This is a genomic window from Nonomuraea sp. B10E15, from assembly GCF_039871615.1.
Classification (GTDB): domain Bacteria; phylum Actinomycetota; class Actinomycetes; order Streptosporangiales; family Streptosporangiaceae; genus Nonomuraea.
Genome location: NZ_JBDPMB010000003.1, coordinates 266,706 through 287,960, shown reverse-complemented (window position 1 = coordinate 287,960; position 21,255 = coordinate 266,706). Strand labels below are relative to the sequence as shown.

The window sequence follows — 21,255 nt, the reverse complement described above, 5'->3', positions numbered from 1 at the left end:
CGGCGTCCGGAACGGCTCCGCGACCGGCCGGAGCTCGTCGAGGCCGGGACGTTCAGGACACCTTGCGCACGAACGCGTCGTCAGGACTGATGGGCCGGCCCATGGCGTTGGTGACGTGGAGCTGGACGGGCAGCTCGTTCTTGACGTCGAGCAGCGCCGAGCGGGGCTCGTCCCCCTCGAAAAGGTGCGTCTCTCCCCACTTTCTGAGGGCCACGATGACGGCGAACAGCTCGCGGCCTTTCGCGGTGAGCGCGTATTCCTGGTAGGCGGACCCGTCGGTCGCCGGGACCATCGTCAGGATGTCCTGGGCCACGAGCTCGCGGAGGCGCGAGGCCAGGATGTTCCTGGCCAGCCCCAGGTTCCGCTGCAGCTCGCTGAACCGGCGGATCCCGTCGAAGGCGTCCCGGATGATGAGCAGCGACCATCGGTCCCCGATCACGTCCACCGTTCTGGCGACAGGACACTCCGCGTGCTCATGACTCACACCCCGTCCTCGCATCGTCCCTCTGTCCGTCGGCTGTCCGAAAATGACTCACCAAGTGGTTGCAAGTTTAAACCTCTCTCCCTTAGGGTCGCCACGAGTGGTTTCAAAATGAAACTGCTTTGGGAACACGGTTCGAGGAGAGGTCATGACGGCACAGCAGGACGCCGGTAAGGACACCAGGGTCAGCCCGGTCCGGGTGGCGGTGGTGCAGTTCGAGCCCCGCGTGGGCGTCGAGAACCTGAAGGCCAACGCATTGGCGGTCGAGCAGCGGCTGACGGCGGCGGCGGAGGCCGGCGCCGGCCTCATCGTCCTGCCCGAGCTGGCCACGACGGGCTACGTCTTCGAGACCCGCGAGGAGGCGTTCGCGCACGCCGAGGCGGTCCCGGACGGTCCCACCGTGCAGGGGCTCGCCCGGTTCGCGGCCGAGCGCGAGGTGTACGTCGTGGCCTGCGTCGCCGAACAGGACGGCGACAGGCTGTTCGACACCGCGGTCCTCGTCGGCCCCGAAGGGTACATCGGCCGCTACCGCAAGACGCACCTGTGGAACACCGAGAAGTTGTGGTTCACGCCCGGCGACGAAGGATATTCGGTGTTCGACACCCGCATCGGCCGGATCGGGCTGCTGGTGTGCTGGGACATCTGGTTCCCCGAGACGGCCCGCATCGTGTCGCAGATGGGAGCGGACATCATCTGCGTCCCCACCGGCTGGGTCTGGACCCCGCCGCCGCTGTACGACGAGAGCGGCGTCTGCATGGCCGCCTACCTGACGATGACGGCGGCGCACGCGAACAACGTCTTCATCGCGACCGCCGACCGGACCGGCCAGGAGCGCGGAGCCGGATTCATGGGCAACTCCCTCATCGCGGGCACGAACGGCTGGCCCATCGACCGCATCGCCGGCCCGGACGAGGACACCATCGTCTACGCCGACGTCGATCTCACCGCGGCGCGGACCGCCCCGATCTGGAACCAGCTCAACGACCTGCACCGCGATCGGCGCACCGACCTGTACGACCAGATGCTCGGCTACCGTGGCGGCGCTCCGCTGCCCCGGTGACGTCATGGCCACCCCCCACGACAGCGGGAGCGTTCCCGCGACGCGCACGGCCACGCGTTTCGCCACGGCGGCCGGCTGCGCCGCCGCCGTGGCGTTCGTGGCACTGACGGTCGCCGCGAGCGCCGGCCTCGCCCCAGGGAAGGCCCCAGGGGAGGTCTGGTACGGCGACTACACCGACGCACGCGGCCTGGCCTCCTGGCTGATCGCCTCCATGAGCGAGCCGCAGTTCTACGCGGCGGCCTCCGCCAGTGCCGGCCTGCTCCTGGGCGGTCTGCTCGCTCATGTGGCACAGAAGAGCTCGCGACGCTGGGCCGGCTTCGTCCAGGCCTGTGGCAGCGGGATCTGGCCGTCGGTGGTGAGCAGCGCGCTCGCCAGCCTGGTCCTCGGCGTCCTCGCCTGGGGATGGACGCTGGAGCCCGGACTGTGGCAACCCCTCTTCGTGACGCTCGTCTCCACAACACCCGCCATGGTCGTCCTGTACGGGCCCGCACCCCGGGTCTGGCTCACGGCCGCCATCTCGGGAGCTCTGCTGACACCCCCCGCGTCGATCCTCGCGATCGACTTCGTCTGCACACCCATGAACCTCCCGCCCGTCGTCGGCGCCACGACGGGAATGTGGGTCGGGGCCGCGGCGGCCTTCCTGATCTGCGGGCGTCTGCCCTGGATGCCGGAGCCCGGCGCCTGGCGGGCCGCTCACCCGAGCGCACCGCCCGCCGGGACCGGCACGACCGTGACGTCCCCCGCGTGGGTGCTCCGCCGCGCGCTGGCCGACTTCAGCGAGGCGCAGTTCTTCGGCAACGAATGGGCGAGCGCGGCGATGATCGGCGGCGCGGTCATCGCCTACGTGGTCAGCCCGTCTGCCCTCGTCCACGGGAGCGGCCTGTTCCTGGCCGTGCTCGCCAGCCAGGTCGTCACGGCGCTCGCCGGCGTGCTGATCTGGCGGCGTCAGTGGCGGGAACTGGGTTTCTACCCGACCTTCGTCCCCGTGGTGTCGGTCGCGCCGGCCGTCGTGCTGACCTTCGGCGGCACTCCCCAGTCCGTCATCGCGGGGGCGCTCGCCGGAGCGCTCGCCGGCCCTCCTCTCGCGGCCGCCATCTCGCGCCGCCTGCCGGTGGGCTTCCATCCGTTCGTCGGGAACGTGGCCTCGATGAGCATCTGCACCGCGCTGCTCGTGCCCCTACTCCACTTCATACCGGGAATCGCCTCATGACTCACACCGTCGGACCCACATCCACGATCACCGATCTCGGCCTGGCCCTGCGCCGCGGGGAGATCACAGCCGTCCACCTGGCCGAGAACGCGCTGCGCGGCATCCACGACCACAACGCGAGCCTCAACGCGTTCACCCTCGTGGACGAGACCGGGGCGTACGAGGCGGCGCGACGAGCGGACGGGGAACTGGCCGCGGGCCTCGACCGCGGGCCGCTCCACGGCATCCCCGTCGCCGTCAAGGACCTCATCGACATCGCCGGCACCCTCACCACCTGCGGGTCCGCGACCTCCTTCGGATCCGTCGCCGAACGCGACGCCGACGTCGTCACCCGGCTCCGTGACCGCGGCGCGGTCATCGTCGGCAAGACCACCCTGCACGAGTTCGCCTACGGCGCGACCGGTGACCGCTCGCTGCACGGGCCCTCGCGGAACCCGCACGATCCCGGCCGGATCTCGGGCGGCAGCAGCGGGGGCAGCGCGGTTGCGGTGGCCGCCGGAATGGTCCCCCTGTCGCTGGGCACCGACACCGCCGGCTCGGTCCGGGTGCCGGCCGCCCTGTGCGGGATCGTCGGGTTCAAACCGGCGTACGACGCCATCTCCAGCGCGGGGGTGTACGACCTGGCGCCCACGCTCGATCATGTCGGCCTGTTCACAGGCTCCGTCGAAGGCGCCCTGCTCGGCTACCAGGCTCTCACCGACCGGCCCATGGCCCCTCTTCCCGGCGACTCGCGGCCGGTCACGGTCGGCTGGATCCGCGCCGGCGACATCGCGACGTGCGACCCGCGGGTCGAAGAGCTGGCGCGCGATCTTGTGGTCCGGGCCGGCTTCGCGCCCGGCCCGGTCCACGGATTCCCGGGATGGGACCGCGACCAGACGCTCTTCGAGGTGTTCTCGACCCTCCAGGGCAGGGAGGCGTACGAGGTGCATCAGCACCACCTGGAACGGGACCGGGAGCTGATCGATCCCGAGGTCCTCGCGCGACTCGAGAAGGGAGGCAGCGTCTCGGAAGCGAGCTACCAGGCGGCCGGCCGAGCGCGCGAGGAGCTGGGCGCGATCGTGGCGGAGCTGCTGCGCACCTATGACGTGCTCGCTCTTCCGACGGTTCCGATCGTGGCCGCTCCTCTCGGCGATCGCAGCGTGCGCGTCGGCCGCGTCGATCTCGAGGTGCGCTCGGCGCTGCTCTCGCTCACCAGCCCGTGGAACATGCCCGGCGTACCGGCGATCAGCATTCCGGCGGGCCGGTGCGACGGGCTCCCGGTCGGCGTGCAGCTCGTCGCCGCCGCGGGGAACGAGCACCTTCTGTTCTGCGCGGCGCGGGCGCTGGAAGCGGCTGCGCCACGGTGAACCTCCGACAGATCCATCGCGGCGGCGACGCCGGTGAAGGGAGACCCCGATGCCATCCATCCAGATCGACCTGCCCCTGACCGCCTCGCCGGCGGCCAAGCAGCGGCTCGCGCAGCGCTTCGGCGAGATCTACGGCGAGATCATGCAGGTCGGCAAGGACCTGCTGACCGTGTCCGTGCACGACGTCGGGGAGGGCGGCGTGTGGCGGTGCCACGAGAGCGCGCCGCCCACGCCCTCGGCCCTCATCATGTGCGACATCCGCGGCGGCCGGCCGGTGGAGACCCGTGCCCGGCTGGCGCAGTCGCTGATCGACGCGTGCGCCGAGATGTTCGACCTGGACGCGCTGTGGGTGAAGGTCGAGTTCACCCAGCACGCGGGCGACGAGATGTACCACCCCCACCTTGCCGGCTTCAACACGGACTGGACCGGGGACGAGCGGGGCCCGTGACGTCAGAGGACCTTGCGCACGGCGGTCGTGCCGACGCCGGCGGGGTCGCCGGTCGTGCTCCTCGGCTGGAGCTCCGGGATCGGGAGACCGAGCTCGTCCACGCCAGACCGATCTCCCTCCTCGCGGCCCGGCACCGTCGACATCGACCTCCGGCCCGACGGCGAGGTGACGGTCTGGGCCTCCCGTTGCGATGTCAACCGCCTCGTGGCCAACCTGCTCGACAACGCGCGACGCCATGCCCGCCACGCGGTACGGGTGGCGATCCGGCGGGACGGCGACACCGTCGAACTGACGGTCGCCGACGACGGAACCGGCATTCCGCAGGCCGACAGGGAGAACGTCTTCGACGAGTTCGTCCGGCTGGGGGGACTCGTCCGGTTCGACGCCGATCGGCGGAGACCTTAGGGTGCCCGTCGTGTCTGAATCGCCTACCTTCACGAATCTCCTCGACGACGCCGCGCTGTTCTCGTTCGAACACCAGCTGCATCTGGAGGAAGTCCTCGGTGAGCACAGCTGGAACGTCGACCTGCAGCAGCCGCGTTTCGGGTTCACCGGCGCCCGCGCCCTCACCTGCACCCGCTTCCACCTGCTCGGCAGCGCCGCCCCCGGCCCGCGCTCGTGGTTGTGGGCCTGGGCCAACCCGTCGGGTTACCCGACTGAGGTGACGGCGGCCTCGGCGGCGCTGCGCGACTTCGGCCGGCGGCACGGCATCCCGGAGCTCGCCTCCGCGGAGGTGCCGTTCGACGCGCTGCCGGGTCCGGCGGAGGATCCGGCCTTCGCCGCAGCGCTCCTCACGGAGGCCGCCAAGGCCGTGAGCGGCCACTGGACCTCCTACAACGGCGACGCCGGCGGCGGCACCCGGGCGGCGTTCCTCATCGAGCACCCGGAGTTCCGGCTCCCGCCGCCCGAGCCGGCCCGGGTCATGCGGGTCCTCCAGGAGGGGATCACCGGCCTGCCCCTGACCGACCGCCGACGCGCCCTGCACGGCTACGCGGTGCGGCGAGGGCTGGGCGTCGACTGGTCCGGCGGCCAGGCGCGGCTGACCGGACCGGGATTCGAGGCGACGGTCGCCTTCGACGAGCAGGGCCGCCTCGCCGAACTCAAGGCCACGATGTCCCGGCCCGGCTGAGCCGTCCTGCGCCGCGGGCGGCCGGACGCCGCCCGCGGTTTCCTAGCTGCCGACCGGTTCCGCGCGGAGCCGGGCCGAGTGCTTGACCAGGGCGATGAGCACCTCGCGGCTGGACTCGCGCTTCCTGGCGTCGCACATGATGATGGGGACCGACGGGTTGAGCTGGAGGGCCAGCCGCACCTCGTCCAGGTCGAACTTCTGCGCTCCCTCGAAGCAGTTGACCGCCACCACGAAGGGCGTGCCGCGCCGCTCGAAATAGTCGATCGAGGGGAAGCAGTCGGCCAGCCGCCGGGTGTCCGCCAGGATGACGGCGCCCAGCGAGCCCTCCGCCAGTTCGTCCCACACGAACCAGAAGCGTTCCTGCCCGGGCGTCCCGAACAGGTAGAGGACATAGTCGTTGCCGAGGGTGATCCGGCCGAAGTCCATGGCCACGGTGGTGGTGCGTTTGGCCTCGACGGAGGTGAGGTCGTCGACGCCGATCCCGCGGTCTGTCAGCACCTCCTCGGTGCGGAGCGGCCGGGTCTCGGAGACCGCGCCGACCATCGTCGTCTTGCCCGCGCCGAAGCCGCCGGCGACAAGGATCTTGATCGCCGTCGGCAGGCGCGGACGCTCAGAGCGATCGAAGGCCATCGAGCACCGCCCTGTACATCTTTATGTCGTGCATGTCCACCTCGGATTGTGGTTCCTGGGCAGAGACGAGTTCGCGGTCGAACAGGTCGCCGAGCAGCACCCGGATCGTGCCGGCCGGCAGATCGAGGTAAGCGGCGATCTCGGCGACGGACTTGGGCTCACGGCAGAGCTGCAGGATGCGCAGATGCTCTGGATCGAGCCCGGCGTCGGGACCCGGCGTCGGCCCCACGGCCAGCGCCATGGAGATCAGGTCGAACCTCCCGTGCGCCGGCTGCGTACGGCCGCGGGTCACGACGTACGGGCGGATGATCTCAGGATCCACCCAGTGCTCGTCCGTGGGCCCGTCAGCGCTGGGCCCACCCATGGGGCCACTCACCGGTCACTCCTGGCGATGGCCTCCGCATTGCGGGCGCCGGAGGTGAGGTACTGGCCCACCCGGGCCACCAGCATCGCCATCTCGTACGCGATGAGACCGATGTCGGCGTTCTGCGCGCACAGCACGGCCAGGCAGGCGCGCTCCCCGGCTGTGGTCACGATGAGGAACTGGGACTTCCACTCCACGACCGTCTGCCGGACCGCCCCACCGGAAATGTGGTCGGAGACGCCCTTGGCCAGGCTCTGCAGCCCGGAGGCGACGGCGGACAGGTGCTCCCCGTCGGTCCGTTGCAACTCGGCGGAAGACGCCATCAGCAGGCCGTCGGAGGACAGGACGATCGCGTGCTCGGCCTCAGGGATGCGGCCGACGAGGTCGTCGAGCAACCAGTTGAGGTCGGTGCCCGAAGTGGGGGTCATGACTCACCTCCCGACTGTTCGTCCATCATCTTGGCCGCTTCGGTGCGGCCGAGACGGGTGCCGGACTGGAAGGATCCCATCATCGCGCGGATCTCCTCCGGAGAGCGCTCGTCATCGTCCTCCTCGATGTCGGGCTGCGTGGGCGTGTCGTCCCGCAGCGCTGGCGCCAGGTTGGCCTGTGGCACGCGCAACGGCAGCCCTGACGGCGTGAACTCGGCCACAGATTGCTGCTCCGGTTCGGCTGGCTTTTCTTCGGATCGTGGCTCCGCTTCCTTCGCCGGTTCGGGGACCGGGGTGGGGACGGGCGTGGGGGCCGGAGCCGGGTTGGGGGACCGGGTCGGGATCGGCGTCGGGGCGAGGTGAGGCCCCTGGTCGGCGGAACGCCGCGCCGACTTGAGCGTGCGTACGTTCTCGCCGACGGCGGGCTTGGTCGCGGTGGCCACGGCGCTCGCCCTGCGCGGCAGCCGCTCGCGGCCGCCGTTCTGCTGGGGCTCGGGCGTGGGGTCGAGCTGCACGAGCTCCTGCGGCAGCAGCACCACGACCGTCGTCCCGCCGTACGGTGACGCCTTGAGCACCACCTGGATGTCGTGCCGCTTGGCGAGCTGGCTGACCACGTAGAGGCCCAGCCGGGCGGTGCCGGTGATGCGGAACTCGGGCGGGTCGGCGATGCGCTCGTTGGCGGACTCCAGGTCCTCCGGCTTCATGCCGAGCCCGCGGTCCTCGATCTCGATCACGTAGCCGTTGGCCACGAGCTGGCCGCTGACCTGCACGCTGGTGTAGGGGGGCGAGAACGACACGGCGTTCTCGATCACCTCGGCCAGCAGGTGGATGACGTCACCGACGGCGCGGCCGATGAGCACGACGTCGCCCATCGGCATGAGCGTGACGCGGGTGTAGTCCTCGACCTCCGCCAGCGCGCCGCGGACCACGTCGACCATCGGGACGGAGCGCCGCCACGTTCGGGCGGGGGACGAGCCGGAGAGCACGATCAGGTTTTCCGCGTTGCGCCGCATGCGGATGGCGAGGTGGTCGAGCCGGAAGAGCTCCTTCAGCTCCTCGGGGTCGGTCTCGCGCCGCTCCATCACGTCGAGCACGGTGAGCTGCCGGTGCACCAGGCCCTGGGTCCTGCGGGCCAGGCTGAGCAGGATGTCACGGATGCTGCGGCGCAGCTCCGCCTGCTCGGCGGCGACGCTGACCGCGGTGCGCTGGACGGTGTTGAACGCCTGGCCCACCTGGCCGATCTCGTCGTCACCGAAGTCGAGCGCCGGGACCTCCTTGGCGAGGTCGACCTCCTCGCCGCGGCCGATGCGCTCGACGACGCCGGGCAGCCGGTCGTCCGACAGCTCGTGAGCGGCGTCGCGCAGCTTCTGCAGTTGTGCAAGCAGGTCACGTGCCGTGGTGATGGACAGGACGATCGAGGCGATGACGGCGATGAGTCCGAGACCGCCGGCGAGGACCAGGCGGACGATCACGTTGACGGCGACGGGCACGGTCCTGTCCACCACGCGGTCGCCCGCGCTGAGCACCATGGTGTTGAAGTCGGCCAGGAAGCGTTCGGTTGCGGACTTCCACTGGTCATCGGTGAACGGTACGTCCAGAGCCGTCGGGTCATGCTCCATGACCTGTGCTTCCATGCTCTGGAGCTGGACGAACGACCGGCCCTTGATCAGGTTGTCGTAGGCCTCCCTTTCGGAGTCGGGCAGGTCGGTCGCGGCCTGTTCGGCGATGGTCCGCCAGGCGCCCACGGCTTGGCCGAACTGCGCCTGGTCGGCGGTAGTCAGCCGCCTCTCGGCGAGCGCGCCGGCAAGGAGCGCGTCCTCCCGGGTGAGGAGCTCTCCGGCGCGGCTCAGAGCGACGAGGGTGCGGACGTCTTTGGCGATCTCCTTGTCGTCGAGCGTCCCTATCGAGCCGTAGAGGTCGTAGACGGGGTCGATGACGTCGTTGTACGCGTTCGTCGCCTGCACGCGGCCGAGATTGCCCGCGTCGATGGCCTCGCGTATCTTCTTGACCGAGTCGAGCTGCCCGAGCAGGTGGGCGAGCCGCTTCTGGCCCTCATCGTCCAGTGCCCAGCTGACCAGCCCGGCGCTGGCCGACTCCCGGAAAGCGGCGATGATGTGGTCGTTCTGCTTACGCTGTGTTTCGAGCTCTTTGCGGGACCGGGCGGTCTTCTCGCCCAGCCGCACGGCCGAAAGCCGACGCTCTTTTTGCAGGCCGAAGAGCACCGGATCGCTGGGGGCTGCTATCGCGGAGTCGAGTTGGGAGGTCCACAGGAGGTTTACTCCCTCACGGAGGGTGACCCATGCAGCGAAGACCCACAGGGCCGTCAAGGAGAGCAGCAGAGCCGTGATCTTGGTCCGCAGCCCCGTCTTGCGGAAACGCATTATCGTAACCACCCTGTGAATGTCATATCTCTGTGTCGGTCACCTTGCGTGCGGCAGGTTGCATGCAGTGTCGGTCGCGTAACTCTAGCGCACTGGCAAAGTACCTCTCAAGCAACATTAATCACATATGTCCGAACTTCTCCATGTATAGTCAAGGTTGTAACAAAAGAGGTCAGAAATCGGAATCCTTCACAACCGGCCCACCCTCTCTCCAGATATTTAGTGCTCAGCCGTCGCCTGACCTTCACGGGTCGCCGGGCGCGGGGCGGAGAAGCCCTCTTTCCCGCCACCGACGCCAGCCTCTGCCGTGGCGGCGCGGGGGCACGCCATGGACACCAGGCGTGTTCGCCGGTTCATCGACGCCCCAGACGATGGCCATGGAGATCGGGCCTGGCCCGCCGCTCGCCGGACCGGCGCGTACCGTGGGCGCCGCCCACGTTGTGTCATCTCGGTCGCGGTGTGATCATGAGCTGATTCCGAACAACGCGCAGCGCTGAACCCCCGGTATCCCCTGTGGCCGGGAGTACCTGTTAGGAGCCGTCATGAGCCCCTCGCCGTCCCTCCCTGGCGAGCTTTCGTCCGGTGAGATGTCCGCCCGCGCAGCGGGATGTGCCCGTGACCTCCGCCACACCGCCGCGAGCTACCCCGAGCTCTTCGACACCGGTGAGTTCGCCGAAACCCCTGGTCACGTAGCGAACATGATGGTCTATGGCACCCCGCGCCATGGTGCGGACGTGTTGCGGAGCCCCTCCCGGCTGGCGTTGTGGATCTTCCCGCTCGACGCTGCCGTCGACCGTGATGCGACCCAGCGATCCCAGGTACGCGCCATCGTCGAGGAGTGCAAGGACGTCATCGCCGGCGACGACCCGCATACGCCCCTGGCCCGGCTACTCGCTCACATCCGCGACGACCTGGCTCACGCGCCCGCGTTCGGTCGTCTGGGACCGGCATGGCGCACCGAGTTGGCCGCGATGCTCGATGCGATGGCGCGGGAATGGGAGTGGAAGACCGCGGCCCGGCAGACCGCCGCCGTGCCCACCCTGGAGGCGTACCTGGGTAATGCGGCGAACTTCGGCTCCACGTGTGTCGGAGTGGCCCGTTTGATCAGCACCGACGAGCCGGAGGCCACTCGCGAGCACCTGCCGGCGATCATCGACGCCGCCAATGCGACGCAACGGGTCATGCGCCTGGTCAACGACCTGCGCACCTTCGAACGCGACCGCCAATGGACGGACCTGAACGCACGAATGCTGGGGCTCGACGAGCACGCTCTGCTGGAACTGACCACCGAAGAGCGCAAGGCATGTGACCTGGTGCTGGATCGGCTTGCGCGGTCCTGTCCCGGCGTGGCCGGAGATCTCCGCCACCAGATGATGGCCACCTGGGGCTTCTACTTCAACGGCAGTGATTTCTGGACCGTCTGAGCCCGAGCGGTCGAGGGGCCGGAGGGGCCGGCTCCGCGACAGCGATCGCGGCACCGCCCGCCGACCGTGTGCAGCGGCGGACGGCAGCGCGGGTGCGTGTCCTTCGGCGGCGGCCGGCCAGGGACACGCACGCGTACATCGTCCGGGATCTCGCCGCGGATCTCGGCGCTCATCAGGAGCTGTACCGGGCCTGCCGGATGAGGTGCGACGAGGCGATCATCGCAGCGCGGGTCACGGCGAGCGGAACGTACAAGTCCTTGTCGTGCCAGAGCGGAGGGTGATCGTCGCCGGTCGAGCGAACCAGGTATTCGTGACCCCGATCCGCCGCACGCATGCGCCGCGGATCCGTAGGATCCCCGGGTAGCAGCAGGATCTGCACAGCGTACGCGGTCTCCTCGGCTGTGCCCTCCCAGCGGCCCCAGGAGCCGTCCGGCCGCTGAGTCCTCAGCGTCCACTCGGCCGCCGCGCGCACCGCCTCCCGCGAGACGTCTCCGCCGAAGTCATCGAGCGCCAGCGCGCAGCTTGCGGTGGCATAGTACGGCGACGCGTGCCACCGGTCCGTCCAGCTCCCGTCCGGCTGCTGGCGATCGCGGATCCAGGCGGCGAGTTCGGCGATGGTCTCGTCGTAGTGCGGTGTTGCGGCCGGCCGGCGGCGGACGTACTCACCGAAGGCGTCCAGCACGTGCGCGTTGACGCTGACCGACACGCCCTGCTCACCGGGCCAGGTGGAGAAGTGGGTGCCGGAGCGGAACCCCCACAGGCTGTCCGGTTCGTGCGGCGCGCCGAGCAGTGCCAGGGCGTACAGCGCCACGGATGTCGTGTCGGCGTCGGCGGGCAGCCCGGCTCCCGCGGGCGTGCCGGCAGGACCTATGGCCGCCCTGATGTCGGTCACCATCTCCGGCGGCACGTCGACGGGCACGCCCGCCCGGAGCAGCCAGCTCAGCACCCAGCCTCGTTCGAACACGGTGATGGGGAATCCGACGGGTACGGGCCCGCCGTGCAAGCGGACCACCGCCTCCAGATGCCTGCGGGTCGGCTCGTGCGCGTCGCGTCCCCCGTGCTCTCCCAACCAGGCGGCGGTCGCCGCGGGCGAGGCGCCGACGCCGCCGATGGGCGTGGGCCGGATGCCGGGCGCTTCGGCGGCATCCTCGGCTGCGATCTCCAGGGCGTGGAGCAGCTTCTCCGGCACCTCCGCGCCGGACCTGACCCACGACCGGACAGCGTGGAGGGTGTCGTAGCTCATGGCATCGGGCAACGGTATCGGCGCCCGGCCCGGTAAGCCCTCGATGTGCTGGTTGATGCGGGCGACGAGGGAGGGGACGATGTGCTCGATCGCCGGCATGTCGGGGAGCTCGAGCGGGCTGCTCAGCCAGGTGGCGAGCACCCCCAGGCCGCGGTCCGCCGCGTCGGCGAGGCGTTCGCGGTCCGTGTCCCGGTCCTCGCGCGTCAGCGCGGAGAGGATCCCCTCGGTGGCGCTCAGGGTCGGCACCACGCCGTACCCGTCGGGGGCGCCCCAGGCGCCGTCCTGCCGCTGCGTGCTGATCAGGTAGTCGATGCGTTCCAGGTGGCCGGTCAGCCAGGGGGCGAGGGCGACCAGCCGCCCGGTCTCGTAGACCGAAGGGGAAACCTGCCCCCACGGCCTGAGCATGAGGCTCGAGACGAGGTCGCCCGCTTCCGTGGTGATGTCCGCTGCTTCGCCGATGCTCACGCCGCGAGATTCCGTTCGATCGGGTGTAGCTGGAGGAAGAGCTTCTCCTTGGGCCGCAAGGTGGCCGCCCCCAGCACGGGCGTCAGCTTCTGCGGGTAGGGCAGCGCCGGCCGGTACCTGGTGAACAGATTGGCGATCAACAGGGATGCCTCGATGTAGAACAGATGTTGTCCGAGGCAGACGTGCGGGCCCGCGCCGAAGGGGATGAACGAGTAGCGGTGCCGGCTTCCGGTCTTCTCGTTGGCCCAGCGCTCGGGATCGAACTCCGTCGGCCGGGGCCAGAACTCCTCCAGCCGGTGGGTGGCGTATGGGCTGATCAGCACCTGCGAGCCGGCCTTGATCCGGACGCCGCCGATCTCCGTATCCGCCACGGTCTGGCGAGGGACGACCCAGGCGCTCGGATAGATCCGCACGACCTCCTGCAGGACCATACGGATATACGGCATCTCGGCGACGTGCGACGGCCGCACCGGGCCCCCGCCCACCACACGGTCGACCTCCTCCTGCAGCCGGGCGTTCACCTCCGGGTGGTCGTGTAGCACGGTCCACAGCCACATCAGCGACATCGCCGTGTTCTCCGAAGCGGCGCCGTAGACGTTCACCAGGTCGTCGCGGATCTGCCGCACGTCGGCATCGCCCCCCTGCCCGAGCCTGGCCGTGAGCAGCGCCGAGACGACGTCCTTGCCCCCGGATTTCTCGCGCCGCGCCCGCTCGATGAGGGGGTCGACGATCTCGTGGATCTTCTTCGTGGATCGCAGGAAGGCGCGGTCGCCCGGGACCCTGATCGAGTACGGCGCGGAGGGGAAGAGCATGCGGAAGCCGATCGAGCTGGCGCACGTGGCGAACTCGGGCGCCAGCCGTTCGGCGGTGTCACGGGTGATCCGGCCGCCGAACAGCAGTTGGATGACGGCCTGGTTGACGATCGAGGTCATCTGGTGCTCGACGTCGATCGGGCGGCCCGTCCGCGCGAAGTCGTCGAGCTCGACGATGCGCTCGGCGATGATGTCGGCCATGTCCTCAGCGAGTGCGGCCGTGTAGCGAGCGGTGAAGAGCGGCTGGAGGATCTTCCGGGCGGATGCCCATGCCTCGCCCTCGCCCATGATGCTCTGACCGATCAGACGCTGCAGCGGCTGCCAGAACATGCCCGCGCGCACGAAGTTGGTCCAGTCCGTCTTGAGCACTTGCTGGACGTGGTCCGGATGCGAGATCAGGTAGGGGCGGAAGGGGCCGAGGTCGAGCCGGACGACCTGCCCGGCGGCGTCGGTGGCCATGCGGGCCAGCTCGGTGATCGGGTCTTTCACTAGCCGGGGGATGGCCCGGTAGAAGGGAACGACATGGGGTCTGATCACGGATGTCCCAGTGGCATGTGGCATGGTGGCGGTCCCCGATCGGGATGGCGATGGACGTAGAGTCAGGTGAAGATATCTAGCGACTTATGCTGTTCTCGGACAAAAGTCCGTTTGCGACGGCTATCGCTCATGGGCTTGAGGGTCCCTTCGCGGCAGGAGGACGGCTCGCCCCGTTCTCTGTTGATCGCCCGCCGCGTCGAGAGCTGCGGGCTGAGGTCTGGGCCGAAGGGTGCCCGCGGTGGCGGCACGAGGACCGTCCGGCGCCGCGTGGTGCGATCCGGCGGTCTGCCCGGCCCGTGTGGACGAAGCCAGGCAAGCCAGGAGCGTGGGAGGAACGGACGCGTTCTGATGGGGCGGCGTCGATCGCCACGGGTTATTCCTCCATCGCCTACGGTGTCCATCTCATGGCATGGACATTCCCTGACAAAAGTCAACCGATGAGTGGAGTATCACATGCTTATGCATGTAGGTTCAAGATCGTACCGGGGTAGGAGTACCTGTTGAATCTCAGCCATCCGTTGGGCGGCGGCGCCATGGGCCGCTGCCGGGACTTACTCGAGCCGGCTCTCAGGGAGGCCGTTTCGGTGCTGCATCCGTGGGGCGCCGGCATGGCCGGATTCGCTCTGGGCTGGTCAGACGCGGACGGCAGGCCCGGCAACGGTGAGCGTGGCAAGGCCGTGCGGCCGGCCGTCGCCATGCTCAGCGCCGAGGCCGTAGGAGGCACGGCGGAGTCGGCGCTGCCGGGCGCCGTGGCGGTGGAGCTGGTGCATGCGTTCTCGCTGGTGCACGACGACATCATCGACCACGACGAGCGGCGCAGGCACCGCGAGGCGCTCTGGAAGGCGTACGGCGTGGGGCCTGCCCTGCTCGCCGGCGACGCGCTCCTGGCGCTGGCCGTCGGCCAGCTCGCCGCGCAGTCCGAGGCGATCCCCTACCTGTCGAAGGCGCTGGTCGAGCTCGTCCAGGGGCAGACGGCCGACATGGCCTTCGAGGACCGTCCGTGGCGAGGGCCGGACGAGGTCACGGTCGCCGAGTACGCCGACATGGCCGCGGGCAAGACCGGCGGCCTGCTGGGCGCCGCCGCGGCCACGGGCGTGGCGCTGGGCGGCGCGCCCGAGCTCGCGGACCGCCTGTGGGACATGGGGCGCGACCTCGGGGTGGCGTTCCAGATCGTGGACGACATGCTCGGCATCTGGGGTGACCCTGACGTGACGGGCAAACCCGTGCACAGCGACCTGCGGCGTGCGAAGAAAACGTTTCCGGTGCTGGCCGCCCTGGCCGCCGACGTCCCGGCCGCCCGCGAGTTGTCCGCGCTCCTGTCGGCGGGAGGCATGGACGAAGACTCCCTGCGGCACGCCGCCGACCTCGTGGAGGAGGCGGGCGGCCGCGACGCCGCCCGCTCCCTGGCGGACCGCTACATGTCGTCCGCGCTGGAGGTGGTCGACCGGCACCTGCCGGACGCCGAGGAACTGCGCGCGGTGTGCGACTCCCTGGTCAACCGTGTCCACTGAAAGGCCAGGACCAGGGGTCGCGGCGAGCCGTCTCGGGCGAGTGCGGATAATGACGGGATGAGATCGCTCGGCACTACCGGACTGTCCGTTTTCCCGCTGTCGCTCGGCGCCAACGTGTTCGGCTGGACGGCCGACAAGGAGACCTCGTTCGCGATCCTGGACGCCTACGTCGCGGGCGGCGGGAACTTCATCGACACCGCCGACGTCTACCCGTCCTGGGAGACCGGCGAGTCCACCTCGGAAACGATCATCGGTGAGTGGCTGGCCGCCCGCGGCAACCGCGAGTCCATCGTGCTCGCCACCAAGGTCGGCATGCTGGAAGGCCTGCGCGGGCTCGCCCCCGCCACCATCCGCACGGCGGTCGAGGGCTCGCTGCGGCGGCTCCGTACCGACTACATCGACCTCTACTGGGCGCACGTGGACGACCAGGACACGCCGCTGGCGGAGTCGCTGGCGGCGTTCGACGCCCTGGTCCGGGAGGGCAAGGTGCGCCACGTCGGGGCGTCCAACTACGGGGCGGCCCGGCTCGCCGAGGCGCTCGCGATCTCCGACGCCGAAGGACTGGCCAGGTACGCGGCCCTCCAACAGCAGTACAACCTGGTCGAGCGCGCCTACGAGGGCGAGCTGAGGGACGTGGTGACCAGGGAAGGCCTGGCCACCACACCGTACTTCGGGCTGGCGCGCGGCTTCCTGACCGGCAAGTACGCGCCCGGGGTCCAGGTCGACAGCCCCAGGGCGGGCAAGGCCTCCGCGTACCTGGCGACGGCACACGGGCCGAGGACGCTGGAGGCGCTGGGCAAGGTGGCGGCCGACCGGGACGTCGCGCCGGCCACGGTGGCCCTGGCCTGGGTCGCCGCCCAGCCGACGATCACGGCGACGATCGCGAGCGCGCGCGACGTCGGGCAACTGGAGACGCTGATGGAGGCCGCGTCGCTCACGCTCAGCGTCGGCGAGCTGGCCCTCCTCGACGAGGCCTCCCGCCCCTGACCCCGCAACACGATCCGCACCGGACCGCCCGCTCCTCGCCCGCCCGCCGCCTGGCCGGCCCACGGCGTACGCGCCCGCCGCCTGGACGCTTCGCGTCTCACGCGCCCGCCGGGCGCCCCGCTGCCCGCCGCTCGTCTGGCGTACGGGCGGCGCCCGCGTTCAGGCCAGGCCGTGCCGGCGGCACCACTCCTCGACGCTCTCGCCCCCGCGCTCCACGGCGCGCACCCAGTGGGCGTCGGCCGCGATCGCGTCAAGGACGGTGTCGTGGATCGGGAACACGGCGGTGAGGCCGGTGATCGTGAAGATGCGGACGATCCGGTCAGTGCCCATCACGAGGGCGAGTGACCCCTCGTGGGAGCGCAGCCGCTTGAGCGCGCCCACGAGCACCCCCAGGCCGGTCGAGTCGAGGAACTCCACGCCGCCCAGATCGACCACGAGGTGGACGACCCCCTTGGCCACGAGGTCGAGCACCTGCTCGCGCAGCCGTGGCGCGGTGAAGACGTCGATCTCTCCGACGACCTTGACGGCGGCGCAGTCGCCGGTCGGCCCGAAGACCTCTAACTCGATCTCTCGCATCTGGAACCCCTCAGCTCACTCAGTCGCGTCATTCGTGGTGATGACGGGGGAAACTGTACGTTGACATTATGCGGTGAGCGGCGTTCGCGTCAATAAACAGCTTTCGGCGTCATTGTGCACGATGACAGGAGTGGGGGATGGGATGCGCGTCGAGGAGGCCATCGGGTTGCAGATCGCACACCTGCGGGCAGAGCGGCGGATGTCGCTGACCGAGCTGGGTGAGGCGCTGGGCCGCTACCTGGACAGGCCGTGGAGCCGGCAGGCCGTCCACCAGGCCGAGCGCGGGCAGCGGGCGTTCACGGCCGCCGAGCTGACCGCCCTCGCGCTGGCTCTCGACACTTCCGTCCCGGCGCTGTTCCGCGCCGACGGCGACCGGATCGAGCTGCCGGGTGGGGCGGTCTCTCCCGAGGAATACCGCGGCATCCTGCTGAACAGGGAGCGGAACACGCCCCTGGACGGGGTCGAGGAGCTGATCATCGCGCTGCACGACATCGGGGAGGTTCTCTCCCGTCCCGCCCTGGTCCGCCTGGCGCGCATCGGCGAGGTGGCCGACCAGGTAGCCGGCCCGGAGCCGCGCCGGCCCTGACCCCCACCCCGCCGGCCCGGCAGGCTGTCCGGGGCCGGCGGGGTGATGGCCGTCCGGCCTGCCCGGCAGTTGATCAGGGCCGGCGCGGCCACGTCTCCTCCACGGCGTCCCCGGCGCTGCCCGGGATGTCGTCGGCGAGGCTGAACAGCAGGTCGCGGTGGGCGGGGAAAGGGTCGCGGGTCATCGGGCGGCGTGGCCGGAGACGCGCAGCGCGCGCAGGGCGCCCTCGGCGGCCATGATCGCGCTGTTGATGGAGATCTCGCCGCGCATGCCGGGCGCGGCCACCATGTCGCCCGCCAGGAACACGCCGTGGCCCCGGTCGACCGCCGGACGGTCGCGCCAGGTCTGACCGGGCAGGTCGAGTGCTCCGGTACGGTGCTTGGCCGTCCCGGAGCGCTGCCAGGTGACGCGCTCGCGCCAGCCGGGCACCGCCAGGTCGGCCAGCGCCCGCACCCGCCGGGCCGCCTCGGCCCTGGTCTCCTCGTGCCGGACCGGCATGTCGATCTGGAACAGGGTCTCCCCTCTGGGAGCGGCGGTGGGATCTTGCATGGAATAGCTCTCGTGGAAGCCGCCGCCGTCGAGGTCGAAGCAGATGAAGCGGTCGCCGCGCGCCGAGCGTACGGCGAGGTCGAGCAGCACGACGTTGCCGCTCCGCCAGTGCAGGCCGTCGTCGCCGAGCAGTCTCCGGGCCGAGGACAGTTCCGTCGCCACGATGGTGGGCTCGCCCGGCAGGTCGTGCACGCGGGAGCCGAGCTCGACGTGTACGCCGAGGTCGCGGGCGCGGGCGGCGAGCCGGTCCATCACCGACTGCCAGCCGCCGACCACCCAGCGGACCGTCGGTACGCGGAAGGCGAACACCCGGCGCAGCAGCTCCCACACGAACGCGGCCGACAGACGTCCCGTGTCGGCGTCGTACGTCACCACGCCGATCGCGTTGGCGGCAGCCCTGGCCGTGTCCTCGCCGTACCGGGCGGAGGCCCACGTGTGGAAGTCCACGTCCACCGGCGCCGTGCGGGGGCCCGTCGCCAGCATCCGGAGGAACCCGGCCGGCGGCAGCGACCGCAGCCGGCCGTCGCGTACGAACCCCAACCTGGCATCACGCACCGCCGGCCGGCCCAGCGCCCCGACCAGGCCCCGCTCCCGCAACCACGTCCAGTGCGGGCCGTCGGCGTAGAAGACATGAGGACCCTCATGCGCCAGATAGGGCCCGCCGGTCGCCCGCCCTCGCCCGCCGAGCCGCTGGTGCGCCTCGTGCAGCGTCACCTCCGCACCCGCCTCCGCGCAGACGATGGCCGCTACCAGGCCGGCCAGCCCGCCGCCGACCACCACGATCTTCTTCGTCACCACTTTCCCCTTCCTTCTCACCCCATAAGAAGGAACGAGGCGCCGCCGATGTGACATCACCCGCTCGGCGTGCTGCCGCGCCTCCCCTCTTCCGCGCGCAGCGCGAGATCGTGCGCGGCGGAGGAGCCCACAGGGCGACGGCGGCCCGGCGTGAGCAGCCACACCGCGACCGTGCCGGCCAGCAGCAGAACCGCTCCCGCCCCGCCGGCCGGCACGAGCGACTCGGTGAACGCCGCCCGCGCCTGCTCCGCCAGCGGCCCGCCCTCCGCCCCGAGGCTCCGGGCCACGGCGAGCGCCGCACCCAGCGACTCGCGTACGCCCTCCCCGCCGGGCCCCTCGTACGCCAGCCCGCTCCGGTAGGCCGCGGCCGCGACGCTGCCCAGGACGGCCACGCCGAGCGCCCCGCCGACCTCGTAACTGGTCTCCTCGATGGCCGCCGCGCTGCCCGCCTTGGCCGCCGGCGTGCCCGACATGATGACCGAGGACGCGGTCGCGAGGGCGCCGTTGCCGACGCCGATGAGCACCAGGGCGCCCGCGATCGGCCAGTAGGTCAGCGGCCCGGGGGCGGCGAACAGCAGCAGGAAACCCAGCCCGGTGAGGCCCAGCCCGCCCGCCAGCACCGCCCGCGCGCCGACCAGGGCCGCCACCCCGGGAGCCAGCGGCGAGGCGACGATCGCGGCCAGCGCGGCGGGCAGCAGGCGCACGCCCGTCTCCAGCGGGGAATAGCCCTGGACGAGCTGCATCCACTGCGCCAGCAGCAGCAACACCGCCGCCATCGCGATCGACGTGGTCAGCGCCGTCACCACTCCGGCCGAGAACGGGCCGCTGCGGAACAACCTGATCTCCAGCAGCGGATCCGGCCTGCGCAGGCACCGTGCCACGAACCAGCCCAGCGTCACCGCCGCCACGGCGGTCGCCGCCAGGGCGGCGGGGGAGCCCAGGCCGTACTTGCCGAAGTCCTTCACGGCGAACACCAGCGCGACCATGCCCGCCATCGACAGGACCGTGGCGAGCGCGTCCCACCGGCCGGGCGCCGGGTTCCTGGACTCCGGCAGCAGGAACAGCCCGGCCGCGATCGCGACCGCCATGACGGGCACGTTCACCAGGAACGCCGAATGCCAGCTGAAGTGCTCAAGCAACAACCCGGCCAGGATCGGCCCCAGCGCCGCCCCGACCGCGGCCATCGCCGCCCAGACGCCGAGCGCCCTGGCGCGCTCCGCGGGGTCGGTGAACATGCTGCGGATCATCGACAGCGTCGACGGCATGATCATCGCCCCGCCCACCCCGAGCAGCGCCCGTACGGCGATCACCTGCAGCGGGCTGCCCGCGGCCAGCACCGCCAGCGAGGCCAGCCCGAACACCGCGAACCCGGCAAGCAACATGCGCTTGCGCCCCCACCGGTCGCCGAGCGCGCTCACCGTGACCAGCAGCCCCGAGAGCACCAGCGCGTACGCGTCCACCATCCACAGCAGCTCGATCGAGCCCGGCCGCAGGTCCGCGGACATGGCCGGGAGCGCGACGTTGAGCACGGTCATGTCCATGACCACGAGCAGCACGCTGGCGGAGAGCACGGCCAGGCCCAGCCGGCGCCTCGTGACGGAGACCGGCGACGCGGTCGCCGTCATGGCTCCTCCCGCCGGGCCGCGCCGTCCTCGAACGTGGTGAGCAGCAGCCGGGGCACGTCCCGGCGTGCGACGTCGCCGCGGCGCAGGCTCTCGCGCACGGCCACGAGCAGGCCGTACACCGTGCTGCTGATCCATCGGGCGGGCAGGTCGGCGCGGAGCAGCCCCGCACGCTGCGCCGCGGCGTAGAAGGCGATCTCGCGCTCCTCCAGCTCGTCGGAGCGGCGCTTCAGCTCGGGATCGACCAGCATGGCGTAGTCGGTCAGGCCGAACCCGTAGGCGTCGGCAACCGCGATCAGCCCGCCCAGCATGGCGTCGAGCGCCTTGCCGATCACCTCGCGATCCCCGGAGGCGGTCGCGTCGACCAGGCCGCTGCGCTCCTGCACCTGTTCCCACTGCTCGTGCGCGCGATGGCCGAGGGCGAGCATCAGCTCCTCCCGGCTGCTGAACTGCCGGTGCAGCGTGGCCCTGCTGATCCCGGCCGCCTCGGCGAGCTGCGCCATGGAGGCGAGCGGGTTCTCGTTGAGGTGCCGGATCGCCGCACTCATGATCTGCGCCCGGCTCATCGCCATCGCGCAGCACTCTCGTATGAGACTCTCATGTCTCATACGATACATCATCGCTTCATTCGGGTCGCTCGTGTCGCCCTGCGAGCGGTGGACGAACCTCCT

20 protein-coding genes and 1 pseudogene are annotated in these 21,255 nt (G+C 70.7%); 10 read left to right on the top strand and 11 right to left on the bottom strand.

Annotated elements, in window-relative coordinates:
* Positions 1-52: 52 nt before the first annotated feature.
* Positions 53-439 carry a helix-turn-helix domain-containing protein gene (locus ABGB14_RS14235; protein WP_347644084.1) on the bottom strand — a complete coding sequence of 129 codons (387 nt, stop codon included), beginning with the start codon at positions 437-439 and terminating at the stop codon, positions 53-55.
* 190 nt (positions 440-629) lie between these two features.
* Between ABGB14_RS14235 and ABGB14_RS14230 the strand changes: the two genes are divergently transcribed.
* From ABGB14_RS14230 to ABGB14_RS14205, 6 genes are all read left to right on the top strand, one after another.
* Positions 630-1,541, top strand: a complete 912-nt coding sequence (locus ABGB14_RS14230; protein ID WP_347644083.1) for a nitrilase family protein — start codon at positions 630-632, stop codon at positions 1,539-1,541.
* 4 nt (positions 1,542-1,545) lie between these two features.
* Positions 1,546-2,751 carry a hypothetical protein gene (locus ABGB14_RS14225; RefSeq protein WP_347644082.1) on the top strand — a complete coding sequence of 402 codons (1,206 nt, stop codon included), beginning with the start codon at positions 1,546-1,548 and terminating at the stop codon, positions 2,749-2,751.
* Entirely contained in the window at positions 2,748-4,097 is a 1,350-nt protein-coding gene (locus tag ABGB14_RS14220) for an amidase (RefSeq protein WP_347644081.1), read from the top strand. The genes ABGB14_RS14225 and ABGB14_RS14220 overlap by 4 nt, the downstream gene beginning before the upstream one ends.
* Positions 4,098-4,146: 49 nt before the next feature.
* The gene (locus ABGB14_RS14215) at positions 4,147-4,545 is read left to right on the top strand and encodes a hypothetical protein (RefSeq protein ID WP_347644080.1); all 399 of its coding nucleotides are present in this window, start codon (positions 4,147-4,149) and stop codon (positions 4,543-4,545) included.
* Positions 4,546-4,749: 204 nt separating this feature from the next.
* Positions 4,750-4,950 (top strand): ATP-binding protein, encoded by a 201-nt coding sequence (locus ABGB14_RS14210; protein WP_347644079.1) that lies wholly within the window; start codon positions 4,750-4,752, stop codon positions 4,948-4,950.
* Positions 4,951-4,960: 10 nt separating this feature from the next.
* Entirely contained in the window at positions 4,961-5,674 is a 714-nt protein-coding gene (locus tag ABGB14_RS14205) for a DUF6882 domain-containing protein (RefSeq protein WP_347644078.1), read from the top strand.
* Between the two features lie 42 nt (positions 5,675-5,716).
* On the opposite strand, the gene ABGB14_RS14200 is transcribed toward ABGB14_RS14205, so the two are convergent.
* From ABGB14_RS14200 to ABGB14_RS14185, 4 genes are read right to left on the bottom strand one after another with little or no spacing between them, the layout of a single operon-like run.
* Positions 5,717-6,304 (bottom strand): ATP/GTP-binding protein, encoded by a 588-nt coding sequence (locus ABGB14_RS14200; protein ID WP_347644077.1) that lies wholly within the window; start codon positions 6,302-6,304, stop codon positions 5,717-5,719.
* Entirely contained in the window at positions 6,285-6,680 is a 396-nt protein-coding gene (locus ABGB14_RS14195) for a DUF742 domain-containing protein (protein WP_347644076.1), read from the bottom strand. Before ABGB14_RS14195 ends, ABGB14_RS14200 begins: the two co-directional genes overlap by 20 nt.
* Positions 6,677-7,096 carry a roadblock/LC7 domain-containing protein gene (locus ABGB14_RS14190; protein ID WP_347644075.1) on the bottom strand — a complete coding sequence of 140 codons (420 nt, stop codon included), beginning with the start codon at positions 7,094-7,096 and terminating at the stop codon, positions 6,677-6,679. Before ABGB14_RS14190 ends, ABGB14_RS14195 begins: the two co-directional genes overlap by 4 nt.
* On the bottom strand, positions 7,093-9,477 hold the full coding sequence (locus tag ABGB14_RS14185) for a nitrate- and nitrite sensing domain-containing protein (RefSeq protein WP_347644074.1): 2,385 nt from the start codon (positions 9,475-9,477) through the stop codon (positions 7,093-7,095). Before ABGB14_RS14185 ends, ABGB14_RS14190 begins: the two co-directional genes overlap by 4 nt.
* A gap of 542 nt (positions 9,478-10,019) precedes the next feature.
* Here ABGB14_RS14185 and ABGB14_RS14180 point away from each other — a divergent pair.
* Positions 10,020-10,901 carry a terpene synthase family protein gene (locus ABGB14_RS14180; RefSeq protein ID WP_347644073.1) on the top strand — a complete coding sequence of 294 codons (882 nt, stop codon included), beginning with the start codon at positions 10,020-10,022 and terminating at the stop codon, positions 10,899-10,901.
* A gap of 172 nt (positions 10,902-11,073) precedes the next feature.
* On the opposite strand, the gene ABGB14_RS14175 is transcribed toward ABGB14_RS14180, so the two are convergent.
* Positions 11,074-12,609 carry a prenyltransferase/squalene oxidase repeat-containing protein gene (locus tag ABGB14_RS14175; RefSeq protein ID WP_347644072.1) on the bottom strand — a complete coding sequence of 512 codons (1,536 nt, stop codon included), beginning with the start codon at positions 12,607-12,609 and terminating at the stop codon, positions 11,074-11,076.
* A complete protein-coding gene (locus ABGB14_RS14170; RefSeq protein WP_347644071.1) occupies positions 12,606-13,958 on the bottom strand; it encodes a cytochrome P450 in 1,353 nt (450 codons plus the stop codon). The genes ABGB14_RS14175 and ABGB14_RS14170 overlap by 4 nt, the downstream gene beginning before the upstream one ends.
* Before the next feature lie 584 nt (positions 13,959-14,542).
* On the opposite strand from ABGB14_RS14170, the gene ABGB14_RS14165 reads away from it, so the two are divergent.
* Together ABGB14_RS14165 and ABGB14_RS14160 are read left to right on the top strand one after the other, a co-directional pair.
* A complete protein-coding gene (locus tag ABGB14_RS14165) occupies positions 14,543-15,469 on the top strand; it encodes a polyprenyl synthetase family protein (RefSeq protein ID WP_347644070.1) in 927 nt (308 codons plus the stop codon).
* A 57-nt stretch (positions 15,470-15,526) separates the two neighbouring features.
* On the top strand, positions 15,527-16,456 hold the full coding sequence (locus ABGB14_RS14160; RefSeq protein ID WP_347644069.1) for an aldo/keto reductase: 930 nt from the start codon (positions 15,527-15,529) through the stop codon (positions 16,454-16,456).
* A 237-nt stretch (positions 16,457-16,693) separates the two neighbouring features.
* Here the strand turns inward: ABGB14_RS14160 and ABGB14_RS14155 are convergent.
* Positions 16,694-17,032 (bottom strand): annotated as a pseudogene (locus ABGB14_RS14155) (STAS domain-containing protein); the annotation flags it as partial.
* 142 nt (positions 17,033-17,174) lie between these two features.
* Between ABGB14_RS14155 and ABGB14_RS14150 the strand changes: the two are divergent.
* Entirely contained in the window at positions 17,175-17,618 is a 444-nt protein-coding gene (locus ABGB14_RS14150) for a helix-turn-helix domain-containing protein (RefSeq protein ID WP_347644068.1), read from the top strand.
* A gap of 180 nt (positions 17,619-17,798) precedes the next feature.
* Here the strand turns inward: ABGB14_RS14150 and ABGB14_RS14145 are convergent, their stop codons facing one another.
* The 3 genes from ABGB14_RS14145 to ABGB14_RS14135 are packed head-to-tail and all read right to left on the bottom strand — an operon-like array spanning position 17,799 to position 21,192.
* Positions 17,799-18,962 carry an FAD-dependent oxidoreductase gene (locus tag ABGB14_RS14145; RefSeq protein ID WP_347644067.1) on the bottom strand — a complete coding sequence of 388 codons (1,164 nt, stop codon included), beginning with the start codon at positions 18,960-18,962 and terminating at the stop codon, positions 17,799-17,801.
* Between the two features lie 56 nt (positions 18,963-19,018).
* Complete coding sequence (locus ABGB14_RS14140; RefSeq protein ID WP_347644066.1) at positions 19,019-20,587, bottom strand: MFS transporter; 1,569 nt, start codon at positions 20,585-20,587, stop codon at positions 19,019-19,021.
* Positions 20,584-21,192 (bottom strand): helix-turn-helix domain-containing protein, encoded by a 609-nt coding sequence (locus ABGB14_RS14135; protein WP_347644065.1) that lies wholly within the window; start codon positions 21,190-21,192, stop codon positions 20,584-20,586. The genes ABGB14_RS14140 and ABGB14_RS14135 overlap by 4 nt, the downstream gene beginning before the upstream one ends.
* Positions 21,193-21,255 lie beyond the last annotated feature (63 nt).

What these genes read in the sequence shown, in the direction of transcription:
- ABGB14_RS14135 (WP_347644065.1), bottom strand. Translation starts at nt 21,192, where the DNA reads ATGAGACATGAGAGTCTCATACGAGAGTGCTGCGCGATGGCGATGAGC.
- ABGB14_RS14200 (WP_347644077.1), bottom strand. Translation starts at nt 6,304, where the DNA reads ATGGCCTTCGATCGCTCTGAGCGTCCGCGCCTGCCGACGGCGATCAAG.
- ABGB14_RS14140 (WP_347644066.1), bottom strand. Translation starts at nt 20,587, where the DNA reads ATGACGGCGACCGCGTCGCCGGTCTCCGTCACGAGGCGCCGGCTGGGC.
- ABGB14_RS14150 (WP_347644068.1), top strand. Translation starts at nt 17,175, where the DNA reads ATGCGCGTCGAGGAGGCCATCGGGTTGCAGATCGCACACCTGCGGGCA.
- ABGB14_RS14180 (WP_347644073.1), top strand. Translation starts at nt 10,020, where the DNA reads ATGAGCCCCTCGCCGTCCCTCCCTGGCGAGCTTTCGTCCGGTGAGATG.
- ABGB14_RS14215 (WP_347644080.1), top strand. Translation starts at nt 4,147, where the DNA reads ATGCCATCCATCCAGATCGACCTGCCCCTGACCGCCTCGCCGGCGGCC.
- ABGB14_RS14220 (WP_347644081.1), top strand. Translation starts at nt 2,748, where the DNA reads ATGACTCACACCGTCGGACCCACATCCACGATCACCGATCTCGGCCTG.
- ABGB14_RS14190 (WP_347644075.1), bottom strand. Translation starts at nt 7,096, where the DNA reads ATGACCCCCACTTCGGGCACCGACCTCAACTGGTTGCTCGACGACCTC.
- ABGB14_RS14160 (WP_347644069.1), top strand. Translation starts at nt 15,527, where the DNA reads ATGAGATCGCTCGGCACTACCGGACTGTCCGTTTTCCCGCTGTCGCTC.
- ABGB14_RS14230 (WP_347644083.1), top strand. Translation starts at nt 630, where the DNA reads ATGACGGCACAGCAGGACGCCGGTAAGGACACCAGGGTCAGCCCGGTC.
- ABGB14_RS14185 (WP_347644074.1), bottom strand. Translation starts at nt 9,477, where the DNA reads ATGCGTTTCCGCAAGACGGGGCTGCGGACCAAGATCACGGCTCTGCTG.
- ABGB14_RS14225 (WP_347644082.1), top strand. Translation starts at nt 1,546, where the DNA reads ATGGCCACCCCCCACGACAGCGGGAGCGTTCCCGCGACGCGCACGGCC.